We start from the raw sequence: 19,301 nt of genomic DNA, 5'->3' as shown, positions 1-19,301 counted from the left end.
CATCTCGACAACGCTCCTTCCGCATGCTTATGTTATCGATAACATTTATTGTCAAGGGACGGAGATACCAAAATGACCAGACACCAGATCCTGCAGGTCGGACCCTATCCGGAATGGGATGAGGTCCCGCTGAACGAGGCATTTGTCATTCATCGCTATTTCGACGCCGCTGACAAGTCGGCCTTTCTGGCAAGCGTTGGCCCGTCGATCCGCGCCATCGCCACGCGCGGCGAGCTGGGTGCAAACCGGGCCATGATCGAGGCCTGCCCGTCGCTCGAAGTAATCTCCGTTTATGGCGTCGGTTTCGATGCCGTCGATCTGGCGGCCTGCCGCGAACGGGGCATCCGCGTCACCAATACGCCCGATGTTCTGACAAATGATGTCGCGGACCTTGGCGTTGCGATGATGCTCTGCCAGTCACGCGGCATGATAGGCGCCGAGACCTGGGTGCGCGATGGCAGCTGGGCTGCCAAGGGGCTCTATCCGCTGAAGCGCCGGGTCTGGGGCCGGCGCGCCGGCATTCTGGGCCTTGGCCGCATCGGCTTCGAAGTGGCCAAGCGCCTGAAAGGCTTCGACCTGGAGGTCGCCTATTCCGATGTTGCGGCCAAGGACTATGCGCCCGACTGGGAGTTCATCGCCGACCCGGTGGCCCTGGCCGCGCGCTCGGACTTTCTCTTCGTCACCCTCGCAGCCTCGACGGCAACGCGTCATATCGTGGGGCGCGATGTCATTGCCGCGCTCGGTCCGGAGGGTATTCTGATTAACATTTCCCGCGCTTCCAACATCGACGAGGCCGCCCTGCTCGACGCGTTGGAGACCGGCGCTTTGGGCTCCGCAGCGCTGGATGTGTTCGAAGGCGAGCCGGCCCTCAACCCGCGCTTCATCGATCTGCCGAATGTGTTGCTCCAGCCGCATCATGCTTCGGGCACGATCGAGACCCGCAAGGCCATGGGCAAGCTGGTCCGTGACAATCTCTCGGCGCATTTTGCCGGTCAGCCCCTGCTGACCCCTGTCTTGTGAGGAGACATCCATGAAAGCAATCGTTGTCCATGCGGCTCGGGATCTGCGGATTGAAGAGCGTGCGGCCGAAAAACCCGGTCCCAATGAGGTGCTGCTCCAGCTTGCGACAGGCGGGATATGCGGCAGTGACCTGCATTACTTCAACCATGGCGGCTTTGGCGCGATCCGGCTGCGTGAACCGATGATCCTTGGCCACGAGGTCTCGGCTTATGTGGAGGAATTGGGGACGGGCGTCGACGGTCTGGTGCCGGGGCAACTGGTGGCCGTGTCGCCGTCGCGTCCCTGCCGGACCTGCCGCTTCTGCCTGGAGGGGCTGCACAATCAGTGCCTCAACATGCGCTTTTATGGCAGCGCCATGCCGTTTCCGCATATTCAGGGCGCTTTCCGCGAAAAGCTTGTGGCTGATGTGATCCAGTGCGTTCCGGCTGACGGGTTGACGCCGGGCGAAGCGGCCATGGCCGAACCGCTGGCGGTCGTTTTACATGCAACGCGTCGCGCCGGAGAGATGCTGGGCAAGCGGGTTCTGGTCACCGGCTGCGGTCCGATCGGTGTTCTGGCCATTCTGGGGGCGCGGCGTGCCGGTGCGGGGGAAATCGTGGCAACCGATCTCTCTGATTTCACCCTGTCGGTGGCGCGAAAGGCCGGCGCGGACCGCGTGATTAATATGGGGAACGAGCCGGATGCACTGACCCCTTATGCTGCTAACAAAGGCGCATTCGATGTGCTGTTCGAATGCTCCGGCGCTGCCCCGGCCCTGATCGCCGGCATCAGTGCACTGCGGCCGCGCGGCATCATCGTGCAGCTCGGGCTCGGCGGCGATATGAACCTGCCGATGATGGCGATAACCGCGAAGGAACTGGATCTGCGCGGCTCCTTCCGCTTCCATGAGGAATTCGCCATGGGTGTCGAATTGATGCAGAAAGGCTTGATCGACGTCAAGCCTCTGATCACCCATACCGTGGCGCTGACAGACGCTGTCTCGGCCTTCGAACTGGCCAGCGACCGTAGCCAGGCGATGAAGGCGCAGATCGCATTCGCCTAAGGAAGGAACTGCCGTAGCCTGCCCGAATGTGCGCCGGTGCGCAACCGGTGAAGGTTGCGCGGCGGTGTCACGCTCGCCCCAAATTCCGCAGTCGAAGCTCCTGATGGGGACCTGGAACACGAGCAAGGTCGCGAACAGTTGCCCTGCAGGCCATGCTGGCAGAGACTGTCTCTCTGCCCATCTCACTGCGGACTTCATGCTGTTCGTCCCGCTCCCTTTTCTCGTCAGCGTCCTGCTTCTGATCCTTTTGATCACCATTCGAGGGGACGTTCACAAGCGGGGTTCGCCCGTGTCGTTTTGCATTTAAACGTAAGATTCTGCCCCGCCCGGTACGGCAATGAGCCGGGCCTTTCGGCGTACAGCCATGTGTCCGATCAGTATGCCCCTATTCTACCCAGATCATTCCCGCGACCGCTCACGAGGCACCTTATATTCTCGACGGTCTGCTGCAGAATGACACCGGAAGGCAAATCCGTGAGCACTATGTCGATACCGGCGGCTTTACGGACCATGTGTTCGCCATCTGCTCTGTCCTCGGATTCCGATTTGCGCCGAGAATCCGCGACCTGCCGGACAAGCGGCTTTACGCCCCCGCTCCCGATCACGTGCCGCCTGCTCTTCAGCCGCTGATCGGCGGACGGATCAACATCCGGCTGATCCGTGAAAATTGGCCCGATATTCTGAGGGTCGCTGCCAGTATGGCCGCTGGAACCGTCGTGCCGAGTCAAATCCTTCGGAAACTCGCCGCCTATCCACGTCAGAACAGCCTAGCGCTAGCTCTCAGAGGCTGCCTCAAAAAGATGTGAGTGATTTCAGCCAGTTGTGATTCCTTCGGATTTGCGAAGATTCGATGGAGATCACGATGGCCTGGACTGAAACCACCCGGCGGTATTATGTCCGTCGGACGAGCCGTTATGCAAGCGATGTTACGGATCGCGAATGGGAATTCATTGCACCGTTCCTGCCTGCGCCACGGCGTCTGGGCCGGCCGCGCAAGACCGATTTGCGCGATGTTCTAAACGCCCTTCTCTATATCGCCTCGACAGGCTGCCAGTGGCGGATGCTACCGAAGGACTTTCCGCCCTGTTCGACGGTGCAGCGGTATTTCTATGAATGGCGAGCAATGGGTCTGTGGTCACGGATCAACCATCACCTCGTCATGGAGGCGAGAGAACTGGAGGGGAGAGAAGCCTCTCCGACGGCCGGTGCCATCGACAGCCAAAGCGTCAAAACGACTGAAAGCGGCGGTATCCGGGGCTTTGATGCGGGCAAGAAGATCAAAGGGCGCAAGCGCCACATCATCGTCGATACGCTCGGGCTGATGGTCGGCCTCACAGTGCACAGCGCCGATATCCAGGACCGCGATGGTGCTCCCGATCTCCTGAAATCCATCCGCAACCGATGGCCATGGCTCCTTCATGTCTTCGCCGATGGCGGCTATGCGGGCGGCAAGCTGAAAAAGCGGCTGCAGAAAATCGGGAAATGGACACTCCAGATCATCAAGCGTTCCGACAAGGCGAAGGGTTTCGAAATCCTGCCGCGACGCTGGGTTGTTGAGCGAACCTTCGCATGGCTGGGCCGATGCAGAAGACTGGCTAAGGACTTCGAAAAATCCATCGCTTCAGCAGAAGCATGGATAACCATCGCCCACATCCGCATGCTCACCAGACGCCTCGCAAGATACGGATATCGTTAAAGCCTTTTCGAGTCCGACTCTCAGAGAAGTCGGCCGTCTGGAGCGCTCGATCTTCATGCTCGATTGGCTGGACATTGATTTGCAGCGCCGGGCTCAGATCGGGTTGAACAAGGGGGAAGCCCACCATGCCCTCAAGCGAGCATCGCTCATCTTCAGGTCGCCTGATCATAGACCTCACGTCCTACCGACGCCGATAAGTTTACAGTGCCGAGGAAAGCCCTCACGCTGCGTTTGCCGGCAGCACGGCAGGCGTGTCGATATTCGCCACATCCTGAATGGCGAGATGTCGTTCCAGCGTCGCGATAATATCCCCATCAACCGTCTGATCGAACTTGCGGGCAAACAGGGCGGGGCTCGCCTTCAGCGCATCGGCATCGTCGCTGACATAGGTTCTCGGACGCAACTTGATATCGCCATCCGGCACCCAGTCAATCATACGCAGGTCGTCGCTAACGATATCGCTGTGGACAGAAGTGTTCATCATAACCGTCTGGAAAAAGCCCTCGTCGGGGATAAATGTGTTCTGGTAGAATGTCTTGTAACGGTCGGCACGCTGATCGTGACAGACGAAGTCGCAGAATGCCCGGCTGACGATCATCCATTGATTGCCGATATACGGCGCTGCGCCGGATAGAAACGGTCTGGAAACCGCCGTTTGTTCGATGCGATTGTCCAACTCAACCACGAACTCGCCGACGCGGAGCATGGTGTCAGGGCGGTCCCGCGCTTGGTCCAGGACCTTGATGAACTCACGATTCTTATTGGCGGTAAGATACGCGATGATCTGCTTCTGGCTTTTCAGCGGAAAATCCTGGCCGCTGAGATTGATGAAATGGCTCCATTCCCCCATCTGCAAAAGACGCTCCATACCGCGAAGCTCAGCCTCCACAAGACTATAACCGCCCCATAGCGCCTTCTTGCCGTCGAGCATATCGGCATTGCCATAGGGCAGCAGGAAGGCGCGGATTTCGGATGCGAGTTCGGGGCCGGAATTCTTGTCGACATGCACGACGTAATGGTTTTGCCGGTCATAGATGGCTTTGAACAGGCGCTTGAATTGCTCGGGGTAACGGTGGACGAGGAGGAGATATGCGATCATGTGGCGGCACCGCGCGTTGCCGGGCATCGGACAAAGCTTAGCCCCTCGCCTTTCAGTTTCAGGCTGAGACAAAACATTACCATGAATGATCCTTTCAGGATCGCGTCAGCGCGCAATCAGCCCACGCCAATTGCGTTCGACAAGCTTGGGTTCGGGGAGTCAGTGGCGCAAACCAGCCTTTCGGCGTTCAACGACACATCGAGATTAGAGATTCAGTCCGGGAGCATTGCCGATGCGTCGCGAAGAGCGATCCGGTTGGCCGGATCCCTCTTCGCATCGAATGACGACCGTGGTTCCGAAATGAAACCCGTTACATCATGCCGCCCATGTCGGGCATGCCGCCGCCAGCAGATTCCTTCTTCGGAAGTTCTGCAATCATGGCTTCGGTGGTGACGAGCAGACCGGCAACCGAAGCTGCGTTCTGCAGAGCGGTGCGAACGACCTTGACCGGATCGACGATACCCATGGCGATCATGTCGCCATATTCGCCGGTCTGGGCATTGTAGCCGTAGTTGTCGGTGTCGCTTTCGAGGATCTTGCCGACCACGATCGAACCTTCGTCACCGGCGTTCTCGGCGATCTGGCGAACCAGAGACTGAAGCGCCTTACGGACGATGTTGATACCGGCCGTCTGGTCGTCGTTCGCACCCTTGATGTCGAGAACGATCGAGGCACGCAGAAGCGCCGTGCCGCCGCCGGGAACGATACCCTCTTCGACCGCAGCGCGTGTCGCATTCAGCGCGTCGTCGATACGGTCCTTCTTTTCCTTGACTTCGATTTCAGTCGCACCGCCGACGCGGATGACCGCAACGCCGCCCGAAAGCTTGGCCAGGCGCTCCTGCAGCTTTTCCTTGTCGTAGTCGGAGGTGGTTTCTTCGATCTGACCCTTGATCTGGGCAACGCGGCCGTCAATCTCCGGCTTCTTGCCAGCGCCATCGACGAGGATGGTGTTCTCTTTGGTGATCGTCACCTTCTTGACGCGACCGAGCATTTCGAGCGTGACGTTTTCGAGCTTGATGCCGATGTCTTCGGAAATGACCTGGCCACCGGTCAGGATCGCGATGTCTTCCAACATGGCCTTGCGGCGATCGCCGAAGCCCGGAGCCTTGACGGCAGCGATCTTCAGGCCGCCACGCAGCTTGTTGACGACGAGGGTCGCAAGCGCTTCGCCTTCGACGTCTTCCGAGATGATCAGGAGCGGCTTGCCGGTCTGAACGACGGCTTCGAGAACCGGAAGCATGGCCTGCAGGTTGGAGAGCTTCTTCTCATGCAGAAGGATGTAGACGTCCTCCAGTTCAGCAACCATTTTCTCGGCATTGGTGACGAAGTAAGGGCTGAGATAGCCACGGTCGAACTGCATGCCTTCGACGACTTCGAGTTCGGTCTCGGCGGTCTTGGCTTCTTCAACCGTGATGACGCCTTCATTGCCGACCTTCTGCATCGCGTCAGCGATGTACTGGCCGATTTCCGTTTCGCCATTGGCAGAGATCGTGCCGACCTGGGCAACTTCTTCCGAAGTGCTGATCTTCTTGGCCTTCGCGACAAGACCCTTGACCACTTCTGTCACTGCAAGGTCGATGCCGCGCTTGAGGTCCATCGGGTTCATGCCTGCGGCAACAGCCTTTGTGCCTTCGCGAACGATCGCCTGGGCGAGAACCGTTGCAGTCGTGGTGCCGTCGCCGGCGATGTCGTTGGTCTTCGAAGCAACTTCGCGGACCATCTGGGCGCCCATGTTCTCGAACTTGTCGTCAATCTCGATTTCTTTGGCGACAGTTACACCATCCTTGGTGATGCGTGGTGCACCATAGGCCTTGTCGATGATGACATTGCGGCCCTTCGGGCCGAGCGTTATCTTGACGGCGTCAGCGAGGATGTCGATGCCACGCAGCATCTTTTCGCGCGCGTCTCGACCGAATTTGATTTGTTTGGCAGCCATTGAAGAACTCCCGGGCGTGACGCCCAATGGTTTATAAAGGGACAGAAAACGACCGGCTATCAGCCGATGACGCCCATGATGTCGGCTTCCTTCATGATCAGAAGGTCTTCGCCGTTGAGCTTGACTTCGGTGCCCGACCACTTGCCGAACAGAACGCGGTCGCCAGCCTTGACGTCGAGAGCGATGAGAGCGCCCTTGTCGTCACGGGTGCCGGTGCCGACGGCAACGATTTCGCCTTCCTGCGGCTTTTCCTTGGCGGTATCCGGAATGAGGATGCCGCCCTTGGTCTTTGCTTCAGCCTCGATACGGCGCACGACGACGCGATCGTGCAGCGGACGAAATTTGGTATCAGCCATTTTGGGTTCCTTAGCGGGATCGTAGCCGAATGGCTTCTCCCATAGAATACTGTAGCACTCTCTACCTCAGAGTGCTAGCAATCATTCGGCAGCAGGCGACAATGATAATCCCGTTTAGCCAAATATTTAAAACATCGACCCGGTTTAGTATGCTATCTAGACGCGGCTATCCGATTAATACGGGAGGCCTCCAATGAAATCGTTCTTCGATTCCATTTATCACTTTGACTATGTGCTTTTTCTCATCAAGTGGACATTGGCGTTGTCCTTGATGCTTGGCGCCTATCTGGCGCTACACGAGGCATATTTCTAGAGAATTTGTTCGGCTGATCTTCCTTTTACGGCCCCAATTCACATGTGACGAAGCGCGCCGTCAGTTTCCTGAAGCGCGACCAAAGGATCATTGATGATTAAGTTTCGCCCAAAGACTGAAGCTGAGGAGAAGAAGCAACCCCCTGCCCCTGCGCCGGGCAAACCCGACACCACGAAGTTTCCGGATGCGAAGACGTCCGCGGGCGACTAAACGTGCGCGGGTTTGTACCAAGAAGCCCAGCGGCCGCGGCCCAGCCGGGGAGATAACGCCTGTGAGATCATCTGAAATTACGCGACCACGATATCAATGGCGGCCGCTGGAGCTCTCTCCGGAAAATGATTTCATCGGCTTCGACGGAGAGGTCCTGATCGGGCGGATATTTCTGGAGCCACGACCACGGTTCAAGGGGTTGTGGCATTGGTCGAATATCAGGAGCGAAACTGCCATTGCTTCGCAAGGCTACGCGGCATCAGCCGACCTCGCTGCCGTCACCGTCGAGGCGTTGTATGACGAACTAAGGGCTTTCGCAGGAAACGCGTTGGCAAAAAGCCAATAAGCCATTGATACTGATCAGCCTCCGTAGCGTGTTGCCCGATCAAGCATTCGACGGTCACTGAACAAACGAAAATTCGTACCGTTCGGCCTGTCTCAACAGGAGAAATTTCATGACGTCGATTTCGCAATCACCGGACGCCATGTGCACGAGATCAAAGCGGTGCTTCAATCCGTGGGAATCAACGAAGGAACCGAGTACGATGCACTGCCGTTCAACCCCGCAAGCCGCGCAAGTGGACATCGACTCTGCTCCTGATCGAGGCATTGGCCCGCATTTTCCTGCAGACGCCGGACACTGCCCCTTCACACGCGCATGCACTACATTACAAGCAGCGGTTCCGATATTGTAAAGATCGCGCCACCGGCCTGCCATTTCCTGCCCTCTTGATGGACCTACCGCGCCCGCGCCTATGTCGGAGCAGCCTGCTCGACCACTAGCAGCGCCGAGTCCGGCTTCCGGTATCGGCTGGTCCTGCGCATCCGCGATCTGCCCTCGAAGCGCCTCTATGTGTTTCGATCCCTTAGGGACATCCAAAGACCTGCGCAAGCTGGTCGGTGGCAAAATTCGCGACGAACTGTTCATTGCAAACTGGCCCGACCTGTTCCGTTGTGCCGCCACCATGGCGGCCGGCAAGATCAGGACGAGCCGTGCTCCGCAAGCTTGCCTCCTACCCCCGCCAGAATGATCTGGCGGCTGCGTTGCGCGAGGTCGGTCGCATCGAGCGCACGCTGTTCATTATCGAATGGATTCTCGACACGGACATGCAGCGCCGCGCCCGGATCGGCCTCAACAAGGGCGAGGCCTACCATGCGCTCAAGAATGCGCTTCGCATCGGTCGCCAAGGTGAAATCCGTGATCGCACCACAGAAGGCCAGCACTATCGGATCGCCGGGCTCAACCTGGTTTCGTCGGTCATCATCTACTGGAATACCGTTCATCTCGGCCGGGCAGTCGTAGAGCGACGGAACGAAGGACTTGATGTGCCGCCCGAACTTCTGGCGCGCATACGGGTTTCTTTAGCTAGGCCGATTGATACGCTCCTTGTCCTCGTGAATTGGCCGCATGCCGAACAATTATCTTCACCGGCACATCCGGTATCTTTTGCGGTATATTAGAGAAGGCAGGCGTGAGGAAGACGATGTCGTGCTGGCAATTTTTATTGGCACACACTGTCCCGTCGCCGGCCGGAGGAACCAACATGCAGCCGATCAAAGCCCCGAAGCAGGATGGCGACTACGACGACCGATTTCTCGATTGTCAGGAAGCGATTGAGAACAAGATCCAACAGGTCATGGAAGAAGCAATCCACGCCGGATGGACGCGTGAAGAGGCGGCAGCGGCACTCGTCGAAGTCGCGGATTTGGTGATGGAACTGGCGATCGAAAATAGGAAGGATGCGTGAAGTGCGCAGCGTTCGGAAAGGAGCGCGGTCGCGGATCGCCGAATGGCGCTGCTGCGATCACCTTGCGGTCGAGATTGGGATGGGCGATCCGCCTCGAGAAAGTTGCTAGTGGTTTGATTCCAACATTTGGTGCCTACGTCTGGCGGCTGCGATGATGTCGTCAGGGTCTGCTTTCCAGATGAACGGCTTCGGCTCTTCATAGTGCTCTTTGATAAAGCGGTTGATGGCTGCCTGAAGATCAACGACCGAATGAAAGACACCGTTCTTCAGCCGACGACGGGTGAGTTTTGCGAAGAAACCCTCGACGGCGTTCAACCAGGAACAGGATGTCGGAACCAGGTGGAAGGTCCAGCGTGGATGCCGCGCCAACCAGGCCCGGACTTTGGGCTGTTTGTGTGTGGCGTAGTTGTCCAGGATGACGTGAACCGCCTTGTCTTTTGGCAACTGAGCCTCAATCGTGTTGAGGAAGCGGATGAACTCCTGATGCCGGTGGCGCTGCATGTTGCGGCCGATGACGGAGCCGTCGATAACATTCAGGGCAGCGAAAAGTGTGGTGGTGCCGTGGCGCTTGTAATCATGGGTCATCGTGCCGGCACGCCCCTTCTTCATGGGAAGACCCGGCTGCGTCCTATCCAGCGCCTGGATCTGACTTTTCTCATCGACGGAGAGGACAATCGCATGGGCAGGCCGGCGAGACGTAGAGACCGACCACATCGTGAAGCTTCTCGGCGAAAGCCTTGTCGTTCGATAGTTTGAAGCTGCGCCACCGATGGGGTGCGAGACCATGCTCATGCCAGATCTTGACGACTGAGGACGCCGCAATCCCCACAGCCTTTGCCATCGCACGAACCGTCCAGTGAGTGGCTTCCTGCGTGGGCGGCTCCTGCGTCAGAGCAACAACCCGGTCGACAAGATCAACCTCAAGTGGCGCAGTGCCGGGCGGCCGGCTCTTGTCGCGCAAAAGGCCGTCTACGCCTTCCGTCATGAAGCGCTCCTGCCAACGCCAGACGCAGGTCTTCGACTTAGCCGTCGCCTCCATGATCGCGACCGTTCCCAGACCCGCGTCGCTCATCAAGATGATCTTCGCCCGCCACACATGCTTTTGCGGCGAGCTGCCTGCCGAAACAATTGCGTTCAGCCGAACCCGGTCGGCAGCGGAAACCTCAAATGTGACACCTGTGCGCATGCCGGATCGTCGCATATTCGCGCAAAAATTGGAATCCTAGTTGGACTCCTTTGTCTCGATCAAACCACTAGGCTGATTGTCAGGCTCCGGCAGAATATAATTCGATGTTTGCTAATGTTATCAGGAAAGCGCACTGTTGCGTTTCTGGCAGCTATCAATACGGGCGCTGTCGCTTCGGGGGTATTCCCCCTGCCCCAACATAGGGAGGACGTGATGTCTTCCGCATTTAGACAACTTCGCGACTACGACTATAGGGATACGGCCTTACGAACCGTGGCCTTGTTTAGCCTTGCCTTCATCTTGTATGTGACGCTTGAGGGATGGCTATGGTGAAAATTCCGACCTTGAGAGCCGCATCTACCACAAACCGCGGCAGCCTCGTATTGCGGCGAATTCTCAAACGCGCAAACTATTCCACGTCAGATATGCGGGCCTCGGAGGGACAAACTGGTCCAGAAGAGGTTGCGATCATTCGTAGAATCCTTGCGGGCTCTATCGCTTCACAGAACTATCCACATACGGTGAGACGCCGGAAACACGAAGACGTAACTGCGCTTGCGTCTTGGGAGAACGAAGGCGGCGCAGTAAAGCTGCCTTGAGAAGACCGGTTATGGCGAGTTTCTCGGAGCGCTTGAAGCTGTCAGCGCGCGGCACGAGTCTCAGCATCTCGGGCCAAGTCAACGCGACCTCGTTTGAGACGGCCGCATAGAGACCTACGATCATGATGACACGGACGACACACCGAACCATTCATTTCAACGCGCCGGCATCGCTGGATGGCCTCGATGTTCCGCTGGCGCCTGGCGACTATCAAGTAAACGAGGACGAAGAATTGATTGAGGGTCTTTCCTGGCTCGCCTATCGCCGGGTCGCTACTTTTATCACCATACCGGCGACGCCGGAAAACGGCCGTGTCTCTTGCATGTTTCCGGTCGATGCCGAGGCGCTCGAAGAGATGCTGCGGCGTGATGGCATGGGCGAGGGACGATAGTTAGAAAGGCAGGTGGGGCATGGCCCGTCACAAATTTGCAGTCGGCGCAGAGGTTCGGCTCCTAAGCCGAGCTGGGCTCTCCCCAGTCGCGGCCCAGACGTACCGGGTAATAACACTTCTCCCGGTAATGGATCTTTCTCCGCAATATCGTCTTCGCAACGACGAGCTCGGGCAAGAGCGGGTATCCAAGGAGGACAATTTGAGCTGGGTCCCAACCGCCGCCACCGAGCCAAGTTATGAAGGATAAAGCCTGCGGATAATTCGCCCTGACAAGATGGTCGCCGCGTTGGCGGTTTATCTTCTCAACACGCAGTAACGGTGCCTTGTCAACTATCCGCATCCACCATGTGACGAGCTATTCTTACGATCGGCTCGTAAGCCTCTCGCCGCACCGCCTGATGCTGCGGCCTAGGGAAAGCCGCGATGTGCGGGTGAAGACGAGCAGCATCGAGATATCACCTTCTGCAACATTGACATGGGCCAGCGACGTTTTCGGCAATGCTGTGGCGACCGCTTCGTTTTTCCAACTCACCGACCACTTGATTGTCACAAGCGACTGCGAAGTCGAGCTCAATGCCGCGCCCTGGCCAATCGTCACGATCGCGCCCTCTGCAACTTCCTATCCCTTCCTGCATTCGGCGGACGAATGGCAGGATCTCGGCACGCTGACCGTGCCGAGCTATGCGGATCCAAACCGTCGCCTACAGAGATGGGCATCCGCCTTTGTCGCCAGGCCCGGAACAGACACACTGTCGCTGCTCAAGGATTTGAGCGTTGGCATCACCGGATGGATCGCATACCAGAGCAGGGACGAGGAAGGCACGCAGGCGCCTCTCCAAACGATCGATCGCGGCTGGGGAACCTGCCGCGATTTCGCAGTGCTCTTTGTCGATGCGGCGCGAAGCCTTGGTTTCGGTGCGAGATTAGTCTCCGGATACCTCTACAGTCCTGACACAGAGCAAGCGGGTTCGATTTTGTCCGGGTCCACCCATGCTTGGGCGGAGGTCTATGTGCCGGGGGCGGGCTGGATCACCTTCGATCCGACGAACCGAAGCGTCGGCGGCTTCAATCTAATTCCCGTGGCAGTTGCCCGCGATATAGTACAGGTCGTACCCGTGTCAGGTAGCTTTGTCGGTATGCCTGGTTCTTTCAACGGAATGCGGGTCGATGTCTCGGTTTCGAGCGCGCTTGCAGACACGTCGGCGTAGCCGCCGCCGACAGCCTCCTTCCTCGGAGGCTCGGTGATGATAATCCCGACCAGCGGGGTGATAATCGAGGCAGCGTTCCTCCCTTCGCCAACGGATGCTGAGAGTGCTCATCTAGAATTGGGACGTGCTCTCAGGCTTGCCGTCGGGACATGTTGTTGACGACAGATAATACGGGCTAATCTCGCCTTGTGGCGGGCGAAATGCCCTCACGCCAGATAGGGCGACAAGTAGTAGAGAGACAACTAGGCGGGGTGACATGGTGCAATATACTTGAAATGGATGCGACCAAAGATCGCGCAGCCGTTGGACAGGTTAATCAGCTTTGGCAAGAAACCGCCCCAGAGCCTTTGACGATTAAGGCGAGTGGCCGTCAAGACATCCACAAGGTCACCACGTTGGACGAACTGGAGGACGTTCTTCGCACATTGGAACTTCCGGGGATAGCTCCACCCCATTGGGTAGTAATGAGTACCCACGGAGATGAAATCGCCGGGCACGGCCGTTACGTTCACAACGAAGGCAGCAAGGACGAGTGGTCGCTGACATGGACGACGGTGAATGATGCGCCGGAGGCCGGGTAGCGTGCATATTGCGCATAAAGTCCGACGGTCGGTAGCGATAAAGGTGATTATCGCTACCGACGCCAGCCTATGCGCAAATCCGAGGCCTCTGAGCAACGATCGGGAAGGGCCTGAGGGCCAAGCGGAAAAGCAGGCTGAGCATGCCGACGCCCAACCACAATGCCGAGGAGTAAAGTACGTGCTCTCATTGTCGCTCAGCCGCTTCGATGGCGCGGGGGCCGGCGCGGCATCTACTCGCGAAGCAGTTCTTTTCGCCAAGCCATCTCATCGATCTTGTCCTGCTTGGTCGGCTTCATTTCGGAAGTGCATCGGCGATTGCTAAACACGCCATATGCGATCGCAGAACCGATGACAGTGGTTCCAACGAGCAGTGCAAACATCCACGTAGCGTAATCCATGTCATACCTCCTTGGAGGCTATAACTGATGATGGGCGGGGAAGTTCCTGTCTCGCCTTGTCCGATCGTGCGCTGAAGGTCAGCGATGGATGGCCGGGACCGGCACGGATCGCTCCCCTCGCAAATCGGTCCGACTGCACCATATCTCTCTTAACGAGGGAATGTGGACTATGGAAAACCTTCAGCAATTCGCTTCTAGCTCCAACGGCGATCGGTGGTACCTCGGCACGGACGAGGCAACCCGGAGAACGTTCGTGCTTCACAGGGCGAACGACTCATCCGGGGGGCATGAAACGCGAACCGACGTTCAGGCTTTTCTGAATGCGGGGTCGATGAGCCCCGAGCGCCAAGCGTTGATCACACTTCTCGGCGTTGGCAACGACAAGGACGATCCAGAGCAAGAGAGCTACTCGCCCTTGTCGTAAGAGGACTTCCGAACTTGCCAACTTGTTTTGAACATACTGGCCACCTATATACCGGTCATCGGCATTGCTACTTGAGCGTCCCACCTAAATTCGCGGAAGCTCGCAATGACCGGATATCGCTTAAGACTTTTGACCACGGATGTACTGGCACTGGTGTAGAAGCGATAATGAGGAAGGTCGGTGCGGTTTCGCCCCGGCCTTTTTTGTTGTCACCTCGCTGCTCCGCGGAACTGTCGTGAAATCAGCGTTCCCCACCCTCAGCGCCGGGTATTCGATCACAGGAGATCCGGGCGCCGTAACTGATTTGCCTTCGATGGACTGCACTCTGTTTCTGTGCCTTGATAGGAGCGGGAACATGCAAAGCATCAAGGAATGGTTGGAATCTAGAATTCCGGAACTTGTGAGCTTCCAGAAACATCGCGAACAAAAGGCCGATCTTCAACTTGAAGCGAAAGCACTTTGGCTGAAGGCAGAAGCTGCCGGTTATTCCGTTGCTGAACTGAAAGAGGCATGCAACGGAGATGTTGAGCAGTATTTGCTTGATATGCAAAACATCAGCGCCAGCGCCAAAACCGCGACGTGATGGCATCTTGTCAGACAGATCGGTTGGCGACAGTACGGAGCTGCGCTGGAAGCGTCGATAGTCCGCTCGTTTCTGGTTGCGCCGATACGATGCCGTTACCCCGTCTTGAAGCGGCACAAAACAACGTTTCAACCGTTTTGCTTTTCGAAAGGCAAATTGGTGACGCAAAGGAAGATTTGGGCAATCCTTGGGCTTTCGCTGGCCACTGCCGTTTCAAACGTGGTCCCGGCACAGGCTTTCCCATCCATAGACGGAAGGGGGGTTGCCGATGAGATCGTGGTAGAGAATGGCTACACACTAGATCTGCCTCTCAATATCCAGTCATTTCGAGATAGCCCCGGCCGCCATGCGTGCCTTCGAAGCGGATCGGTCCTTCCCAATAGGGCGTCCGCGTTGCCATCCAGGCCAGTGGATTTAGCGCACTCGTCGTCACATCCAACCCAAGAGATGGCAGCTCGATACGCCATACGATAGGGATCTTGCGCCCGGCGACATCGGCCGTTTCGAGCGGTATTACCTTGAGTTCTCCCGGAGCCAGCGCCGCCGGCTTTCCATCCGCTGAAATCCAGGTAGCGGACGTGTAGCCTTGGCCGCTGTCGCGCAGTCGAAAACCCATCAACTTTTCGCCGGATTCGAAATGCAGCGAGAACCAGTCCCAACCTGTTTGATCCGCCGCAAGCGGCTGTGACGACCATTCCCGATCCAACCATGCCTGACCGGTAACAGCGATTTCTCCTTCGGGAAGCGCGAGCATACCGTCGACGGTGTAGAATGGCTGCGAGTAATAATAGCTGGCTTGCCCCGCGGCAGACTTCACCGAATATCCGCCCTGTCCCTGGGCCACGATCGGACCTCTAGCCTGAAGCTGGAGGTCATAGCGGAAGTCCTTGCCTGAGGCGTGAAGCACGGCTTCGGATAGCTCGTCGACGTTACCGGGGGAAGCCGGTGAAAGGCGCTGCATCCGCCAGTCGTCGATCCATGCCTCGAAAGGTGCGGCAGTGACGCCAGCCTGTCCGGTTCCGCCGCGGGAAAGGCGCTCGGCAAAGTAATGCTTTTCCGGCGTCGTCACCGCCGCATGCCCCATCCAGACCTGCGGGCTCGACCAGCCGTTCTTCTCGCCGGGCACAAGGCCCGAGCGGAAAAGCGTCCACTGCACGCCATATTTGGTGCCGTCAGCCGCCTCGAGGTTGGCGGTCAGATACCACCACTCGATGCGGTAGTCAGGATGCGGCCCATGATCGACCGGGAAGCTGAACGAGATACCTGGCCGGGGAACCGTGAAACCTTCCGCCGTCGTGCCGAGGCCGGCGAATCCTTGCGCCTTGACCGGGCTTCGCAAGGCGAATCCGCTCAGCATGAGAGCGATGGCGCAGAGGCATAAAAGCCAAGGCTTAGCGTTCATTGGCAAACACCTTAAGAAGGTCGGAGGGCGCAATCGCAGCCAGCCGCCGCAGCGGGATTAGCGCCGAAAGCAGGGCGGCAGCAAGCGCCAGCGCGCCGAGGCGCAGCCAGTCCGCGGGGAACAGATAAATCGGCAGCCGCCATCCGAATGCCTCGACATTGACGATAGCAAGCAGAACCCAGGCGAGGCCAAGACCGACTGGCAGTGCCGCGACCAGGGTGATGACGGCAAGAACCATCGTTCTCGCCAGTTCGAGGAGAACCAGATGTCGTCGTGTCAACCCCATCGCCCAGATCGGTGCAAGCTGCGGCAACCGCATGCCCGAAAGTGTCATCAGGCTTGCGAACATCGCCAGACCCGCGACGCCGAGCGTTAGTACATTCAACGTGGCGGTTACGGCAAACGTCTGCTCGAAGATCTGTAGCGACCGCCGCTTCAGGCTCGCCTGATCGACGAGATTTTGGCGCGGAAGATCGAACGCGTTGCGAAGCTCAATGGCGAGACCCGCCGCTTCCGGCGGCGACAGACGCAGACCATATCGAAGCCGCGACACATCCGGATAATGCGCTATCAGCGCATCGATACCGACGATCACTTGTCCCGTCGGATTGCCGTAATCGGAATAGACGCCTGCTAACAGAGTGTCCCAGTCTCCGGGCAGAAGGAGCCTGTCGCCGACAACGAGGTTGTCGCGGCGTGCTAGCTGTTCGTTGACCAGCGCGGCCTCGCCGCGCGCAACCCGATCCCAGACGTCGGGGAGCGCCTCAAGCAGTGGCCAGTTGTCACGATAGGTCGAATGATCCGCCATGCCGTAGATTTCCGCCGGTTGCTGGTTGACCACGCCATTCACGCTCCAGATCGGCAGCACCGCGTCCACCTTGGGGCGGAGCCACTCGCGAAGCGCCTGCGCCTCAATCTCGCTACGCGCGGTCACATAAAGCTCGGCGGCCAGCCGCTGATCCAGCCAGCCGGTGAAGGTCAGGCGGAAGCTCGATACCATCGTGCCCACGCCGACATTGGCCGAGAGAGCCAGGAGCAGCGCCATCAGAGCCAGCGAAAGACCTGGAAGCTGCTGGCGTGTATCGGCCCAGAACCATTGCGCGACAGGCCCGGATGCCCATCGCTGCATCAGAGCCAGGAAGAGCGCGAGGACCACAGGCAGCAGCAGCGCAGCCCCCAGCAGCAAACCGCCAAGAACGGAAAACCCCACGACCAGCCCTGACCCCCACAGGCCGAGCCCGATCGTCGTCGCAAACAGGCCAAGAGCCGCAAATGCCTGGAACCGCAGTGCGATTTCCGAGGCGCGCGCCCAGGCGCGCGGCTGCGCCGGCGCCAGCAATGGCATACGCCACACCCGCCAAAGGCTTTGCGCAGCGGAAACGAGCGTGCCGAACACGGCGATCCCCAGACCTGTCACCCACCATTGCGGACGCAGCGTGAGCGTGCCGGGTACGCTTGCACCATAAAGTCCCTGCAGGGTGGCCGCGACTCCCGGAAGGAGGAACGAGGCCACGAGATAGCCGATCGCCACGCCGACGATGCCGCCCACCAGTGCAAGCATGATGAGTTCGGCCAGAAGAAGACCGGTCAGAGCGCGCGCCGATAATCCTAGCGAACGAAGTGTGCGAAAGGTCGGACGGCGCTGTTCGAAGGCAAGGCCGATTGCGGAATAGACGATGAAGAGGCCGACGGCGAAGGCAAGAAAGCCAAATGCGGTCAGGTTCAGATGGAAACTGTCTGTTAGCCTTGCCAGATCGCCTTGCGCATCTGGTTTCTTCAGCACCAGTTTAGGCGCGATTGCCGCAAGTGACGTGCGGTCTTCCGGCTGGTCCGGGGAGAGGATCAGCCGGCTGATCTGCTGGGGCTTTTCGAGAAGTCTCTGCGCAATCCCGATGTCTGTTATGGCGGTGCCAGGCAGTATATTGGCCGCAGTGCGTATTGGCGGCAGTTGTTGACCCGACAACTGCCGCGCGGTTTCGGGCGAAACGTAGATGAGCCCCGGCGGCATGATGAACTGAAGCAGACCGTCGCCGCTTCCGAGATCTACCTGCTGCGCTTCAACCGGCAGGCTCAGCGGTTCGATGCCGATCACGTGCAACCGGGTTGCGCCGACACGTAGCTGTCCCTCGATGACGGGTGACACCAGCCACCCTGCCCGACGGAGTTCGACAAAAACGTGCTGCGGGATCACTCCGCCGTCCGCGTGCACTAGTTGCTCCAGCCGGTCCTTGCCGAGAATTGAAGCGGCGCGATCATAGCTAGCACGGGCTTCGGCATTGATCGCCTGAACCCCGGACCACAGCGCCGTCGCCAGCGACAGGCCCATCAGCAGCATGACCAGCTGCATCGGTCGGCGCCGCCAATGGGACAGCAAAGCAGACATGGCGGCGCGCCACATCACGCAATCCGTCCGGAGCGAAGGTGTACGCGGGCATCCAGTCGTTCGGCAAGCCGCATGGAATGCGTAACCATCAGCAGGGCTGCCCCGGTCTCGGCCACCAGCGACAGCATTAGCGCCAGAACTGCATCGCCGGTCGTCTCGTCCAGATTGCCGGTTGGCTCGTCGGCCAATACAAGTTTTGGCCGTGCGGCCAGCGTCCGCCCGATCGCTACGCGCTGCTGCTGACCGACGGATAGCTGTTCCGGATAGCGCATCAACAGGGCACCTAGCCCAAGCCGTTCCGTCAGTTCCGTTTGCCACACGGGATCGTACCGACCGGCAAGACGCGTATGAAAGGCAAGGTTCGCGGCAACATCCAGCGACGGGATCAGGTTGAACTGCTGAAACACCAGCCCGACCACGGAACGGCGGAGGGCTGCGCGTCCGACATCCCCGAGCCGCGAAATCTCCTGCCCGGCGATCTCAATCCGGCCGGAATCGGGTTGATCAAGGCCCGCGGCAAGATGCAGGAGCGTGCTCTTTCCGCTGCCGGACTCGCCTGTCAGCGCAAGGCTTCTTCCGGTCTCCAGCGAAAGGTTGACGTCGTGCAGAACCTCAAGCCGACCTTCTGCAGTCTGGTAGGATTTTGAAACACTTTGCAGCACGAGGATCATGGAGCTCCTATCGTTGCCCGATCACACGCAATTCCGTCATCGATAAAGGTCGAA

Annotated in this window: 14 protein-coding genes and 4 pseudogenes; 10 read left to right on the top strand and 8 right to left on the bottom strand. The window is 58.6% G+C overall.

Translation table 11 applies throughout. The annotated features are described in order from the left end of the window. Window positions 1-72 precede the first annotated feature (72 nt). The 5 genes and pseudogenes from ACSQ2W_RS24065 to ACSQ2W_RS24045 all read left to right on the top strand — a co-directional run. Complete coding sequence (locus ACSQ2W_RS24065) at window positions 73-1,020, top strand: 2-hydroxyacid dehydrogenase (RefSeq protein WP_436088642.1); 948 nt, start codon at window positions 73-75, stop codon at window positions 1,018-1,020. Window positions 1,021-1,030: 10 nt separating this feature from the next. Beyond that, window positions 1,031-2,062, top strand: a complete 1,032-nt coding sequence (locus ACSQ2W_RS24060) for an L-idonate 5-dehydrogenase (RefSeq protein WP_436088641.1) — start codon at window positions 1,031-1,033, stop codon at window positions 2,060-2,062. Between the two features lie 324 nt (window positions 2,063-2,386). Beyond that, window positions 2,387-2,847: pseudogene (locus ACSQ2W_RS24055) on the top strand (Tn3 family transposase); the annotation flags it as partial. Window positions 2,848-2,924: 77 nt separating this feature from the next. Further along, a complete protein-coding gene (locus ACSQ2W_RS24050; RefSeq protein WP_436088005.1) occupies window positions 2,925-3,758 on the top strand; it encodes an IS5 family transposase in 834 nt (277 codons plus the stop codon). A 19-nt stretch (window positions 3,759-3,777) separates the two neighbouring features. Then, window positions 3,778-3,930 (top strand): annotated as a pseudogene (locus ACSQ2W_RS24045) (Tn3 family transposase); the annotation flags it as partial. A 48-nt stretch (window positions 3,931-3,978) separates the two neighbouring features. On the opposite strand, the gene ACSQ2W_RS24040 reads toward ACSQ2W_RS24045, so the two are convergent. From ACSQ2W_RS24040 to groES, 3 genes are all read right to left on the bottom strand, one after another. After that, on the bottom strand, window positions 3,979-4,857 hold the full coding sequence (locus ACSQ2W_RS24040; RefSeq protein ID WP_436088640.1) for a beta-1,6-N-acetylglucosaminyltransferase: 879 nt from the start codon (window positions 4,855-4,857) through the stop codon (window positions 3,979-3,981). A gap of 310 nt (window positions 4,858-5,167) precedes the next feature. Next, on the bottom strand, window positions 5,168-6,793 hold the full coding sequence (groL, locus tag ACSQ2W_RS24035) for a chaperonin GroEL (RefSeq protein ID WP_436088639.1): 1,626 nt from the start codon (window positions 6,791-6,793) through the stop codon (window positions 5,168-5,170). Between the two features lie 59 nt (window positions 6,794-6,852). After that, window positions 6,853-7,149: a co-chaperone GroES gene (gene groES, locus ACSQ2W_RS24030; RefSeq protein ID WP_436088638.1), complete on the bottom strand. Its 297-nt coding sequence runs from the start codon at window positions 7,147-7,149 to the stop codon at window positions 6,853-6,855. A gap of 1,340 nt (window positions 7,150-8,489) precedes the next feature. Here groES and ACSQ2W_RS24025 point away from each other — a divergent pair. After that, window positions 8,490-9,133 (top strand): annotated as a pseudogene (locus ACSQ2W_RS24025) (Tn3 family transposase); the annotation flags it as partial. A gap of 11 nt (window positions 9,134-9,144) precedes the next feature. Then, window positions 9,145-9,420, top strand: coding sequence for a hypothetical protein (locus ACSQ2W_RS24020; protein ID WP_436088637.1), 276 nt, complete (start codon window positions 9,145-9,147; stop codon window positions 9,418-9,420). A 105-nt stretch (window positions 9,421-9,525) separates the two neighbouring features. Here ACSQ2W_RS24020 and ACSQ2W_RS24015 read toward each other — a convergent pair. Next, window positions 9,526-10,606, bottom strand: a pseudogene (locus ACSQ2W_RS24015) (IS630 family transposase). 721 nt (window positions 10,607-11,327) lie between these two features. On the opposite strand from ACSQ2W_RS24015, the gene ACSQ2W_RS24010 reads away from it, so the two are divergent. Together ACSQ2W_RS24010 and ACSQ2W_RS24005 are read left to right on the top strand one after the other, a co-directional pair. Then, entirely contained in the window at window positions 11,328-11,597 is a 270-nt protein-coding gene (locus ACSQ2W_RS24010) for a hypothetical protein (RefSeq protein ID WP_436088636.1), read from the top strand. Window positions 11,598-11,920: 323 nt separating this feature from the next. Then, complete coding sequence (locus tag ACSQ2W_RS24005) at window positions 11,921-12,805, top strand: transglutaminase family protein (protein ID WP_436088635.1); 885 nt, start codon at window positions 11,921-11,923, stop codon at window positions 12,803-12,805. 811 nt (window positions 12,806-13,616) lie between these two features. Here the strand turns inward: ACSQ2W_RS24005 and ACSQ2W_RS24000 are convergent. Further along, window positions 13,617-13,784, bottom strand: coding sequence for a hypothetical protein (locus tag ACSQ2W_RS24000; RefSeq protein ID WP_436083224.1), 168 nt, complete (start codon window positions 13,782-13,784; stop codon window positions 13,617-13,619). A gap of 779 nt (window positions 13,785-14,563) precedes the next feature. On the opposite strand from ACSQ2W_RS24000, the gene ACSQ2W_RS23995 reads away from it, so the two are divergent. Beyond that, window positions 14,564-14,791, top strand: a complete 228-nt coding sequence (locus tag ACSQ2W_RS23995) for a hypothetical protein (RefSeq protein WP_436083223.1) — start codon at window positions 14,564-14,566, stop codon at window positions 14,789-14,791. A 310-nt stretch (window positions 14,792-15,101) separates the two neighbouring features. On the opposite strand, the gene ACSQ2W_RS23990 is transcribed toward ACSQ2W_RS23995, so the two are convergent. The 3 genes from ACSQ2W_RS23990 to ACSQ2W_RS23980 are packed head-to-tail and all read right to left on the bottom strand — an operon-like array spanning window position 15,102 to window position 19,247. Further along, the gene (locus tag ACSQ2W_RS23990) at window positions 15,102-16,193 is read right to left on the bottom strand and encodes a lipocalin-like domain-containing protein (protein ID WP_436088634.1); all 1,092 of its coding nucleotides are present in this window, start codon (window positions 16,191-16,193) and stop codon (window positions 15,102-15,104) included. Further along, the gene (locus ACSQ2W_RS23985) at window positions 16,183-18,591 is read right to left on the bottom strand and encodes an ABC transporter permease (RefSeq protein WP_436088633.1); all 2,409 of its coding nucleotides are present in this window, start codon (window positions 18,589-18,591) and stop codon (window positions 16,183-16,185) included. The genes ACSQ2W_RS23990 and ACSQ2W_RS23985 overlap by 11 nt, the downstream gene beginning before the upstream one ends. Further along, the gene (locus tag ACSQ2W_RS23980; protein WP_436088632.1) at window positions 18,591-19,247 is read right to left on the bottom strand and encodes an ABC transporter ATP-binding protein; all 657 of its coding nucleotides are present in this window, start codon (window positions 19,245-19,247) and stop codon (window positions 18,591-18,593) included. The genes ACSQ2W_RS23985 and ACSQ2W_RS23980 overlap by 1 nt, the downstream gene beginning before the upstream one ends. Window positions 19,248-19,301 lie beyond the last annotated feature (54 nt).

The organism is Pararhizobium sp. LjRoot255 (genome assembly GCF_964252905.1).
Taxonomy (GTDB): domain Bacteria; phylum Pseudomonadota; class Alphaproteobacteria; order Rhizobiales; family Rhizobiaceae; genus Pararhizobium.
The sequence above is the reverse complement of the archived record's forward strand: the minus strand, read 5'-3'. Positions and strand labels throughout refer to the sequence as shown.

Excerpts from the sequence above, each read along its gene's own strand:
- ACSQ2W_RS24065 (WP_436088642.1), top strand. The coding sequence starts at position 73 with ATGACCAGACACCAGATCCTGCAGGTCGGACCCTATCCGGAATGGGAT.
- ACSQ2W_RS24040 (WP_436088640.1), bottom strand. The coding sequence starts at position 4,857 with ATGATCGCATATCTCCTCCTCGTCCACCGTTACCCCGAGCAATTCAAG.
- ACSQ2W_RS24050 (WP_436088005.1), top strand. The coding sequence starts at position 2,925 with ATGGCCTGGACTGAAACCACCCGGCGGTATTATGTCCGTCGGACGAGC.
- ACSQ2W_RS24060 (WP_436088641.1), top strand. The coding sequence starts at position 1,031 with ATGAAAGCAATCGTTGTCCATGCGGCTCGGGATCTGCGGATTGAAGAG.
- ACSQ2W_RS23995 (WP_436083223.1), top strand. The coding sequence starts at position 14,564 with ATGCAAAGCATCAAGGAATGGTTGGAATCTAGAATTCCGGAACTTGTG.
- groES (WP_436088638.1), bottom strand. The coding sequence starts at position 7,149 with ATGGCTGATACCAAATTTCGTCCGCTGCACGATCGCGTCGTCGTGCGC.
- ACSQ2W_RS23985 (WP_436088633.1), bottom strand. The coding sequence starts at position 18,591 with ATGTGGCGCGCCGCCATGTCTGCTTTGCTGTCCCATTGGCGGCGCCGA.
- ACSQ2W_RS23990 (WP_436088634.1), bottom strand. The coding sequence starts at position 16,193 with ATGAACGCTAAGCCTTGGCTTTTATGCCTCTGCGCCATCGCTCTCATG.
- ACSQ2W_RS24000 (WP_436083224.1), bottom strand. The coding sequence starts at position 13,784 with ATGGATTACGCTACGTGGATGTTTGCACTGCTCGTTGGAACCACTGTC.
- ACSQ2W_RS23980 (WP_436088632.1), bottom strand. The coding sequence starts at position 19,247 with ATGATCCTCGTGCTGCAAAGTGTTTCAAAATCCTACCAGACTGCAGAA.
- groL (WP_436088639.1), bottom strand. The coding sequence starts at position 6,793 with ATGGCTGCCAAACAAATCAAATTCGGTCGAGACGCGCGCGAAAAGATG.
- ACSQ2W_RS24010 (WP_436088636.1), top strand. The coding sequence starts at position 11,328 with ATGATGACACGGACGACACACCGAACCATTCATTTCAACGCGCCGGCA.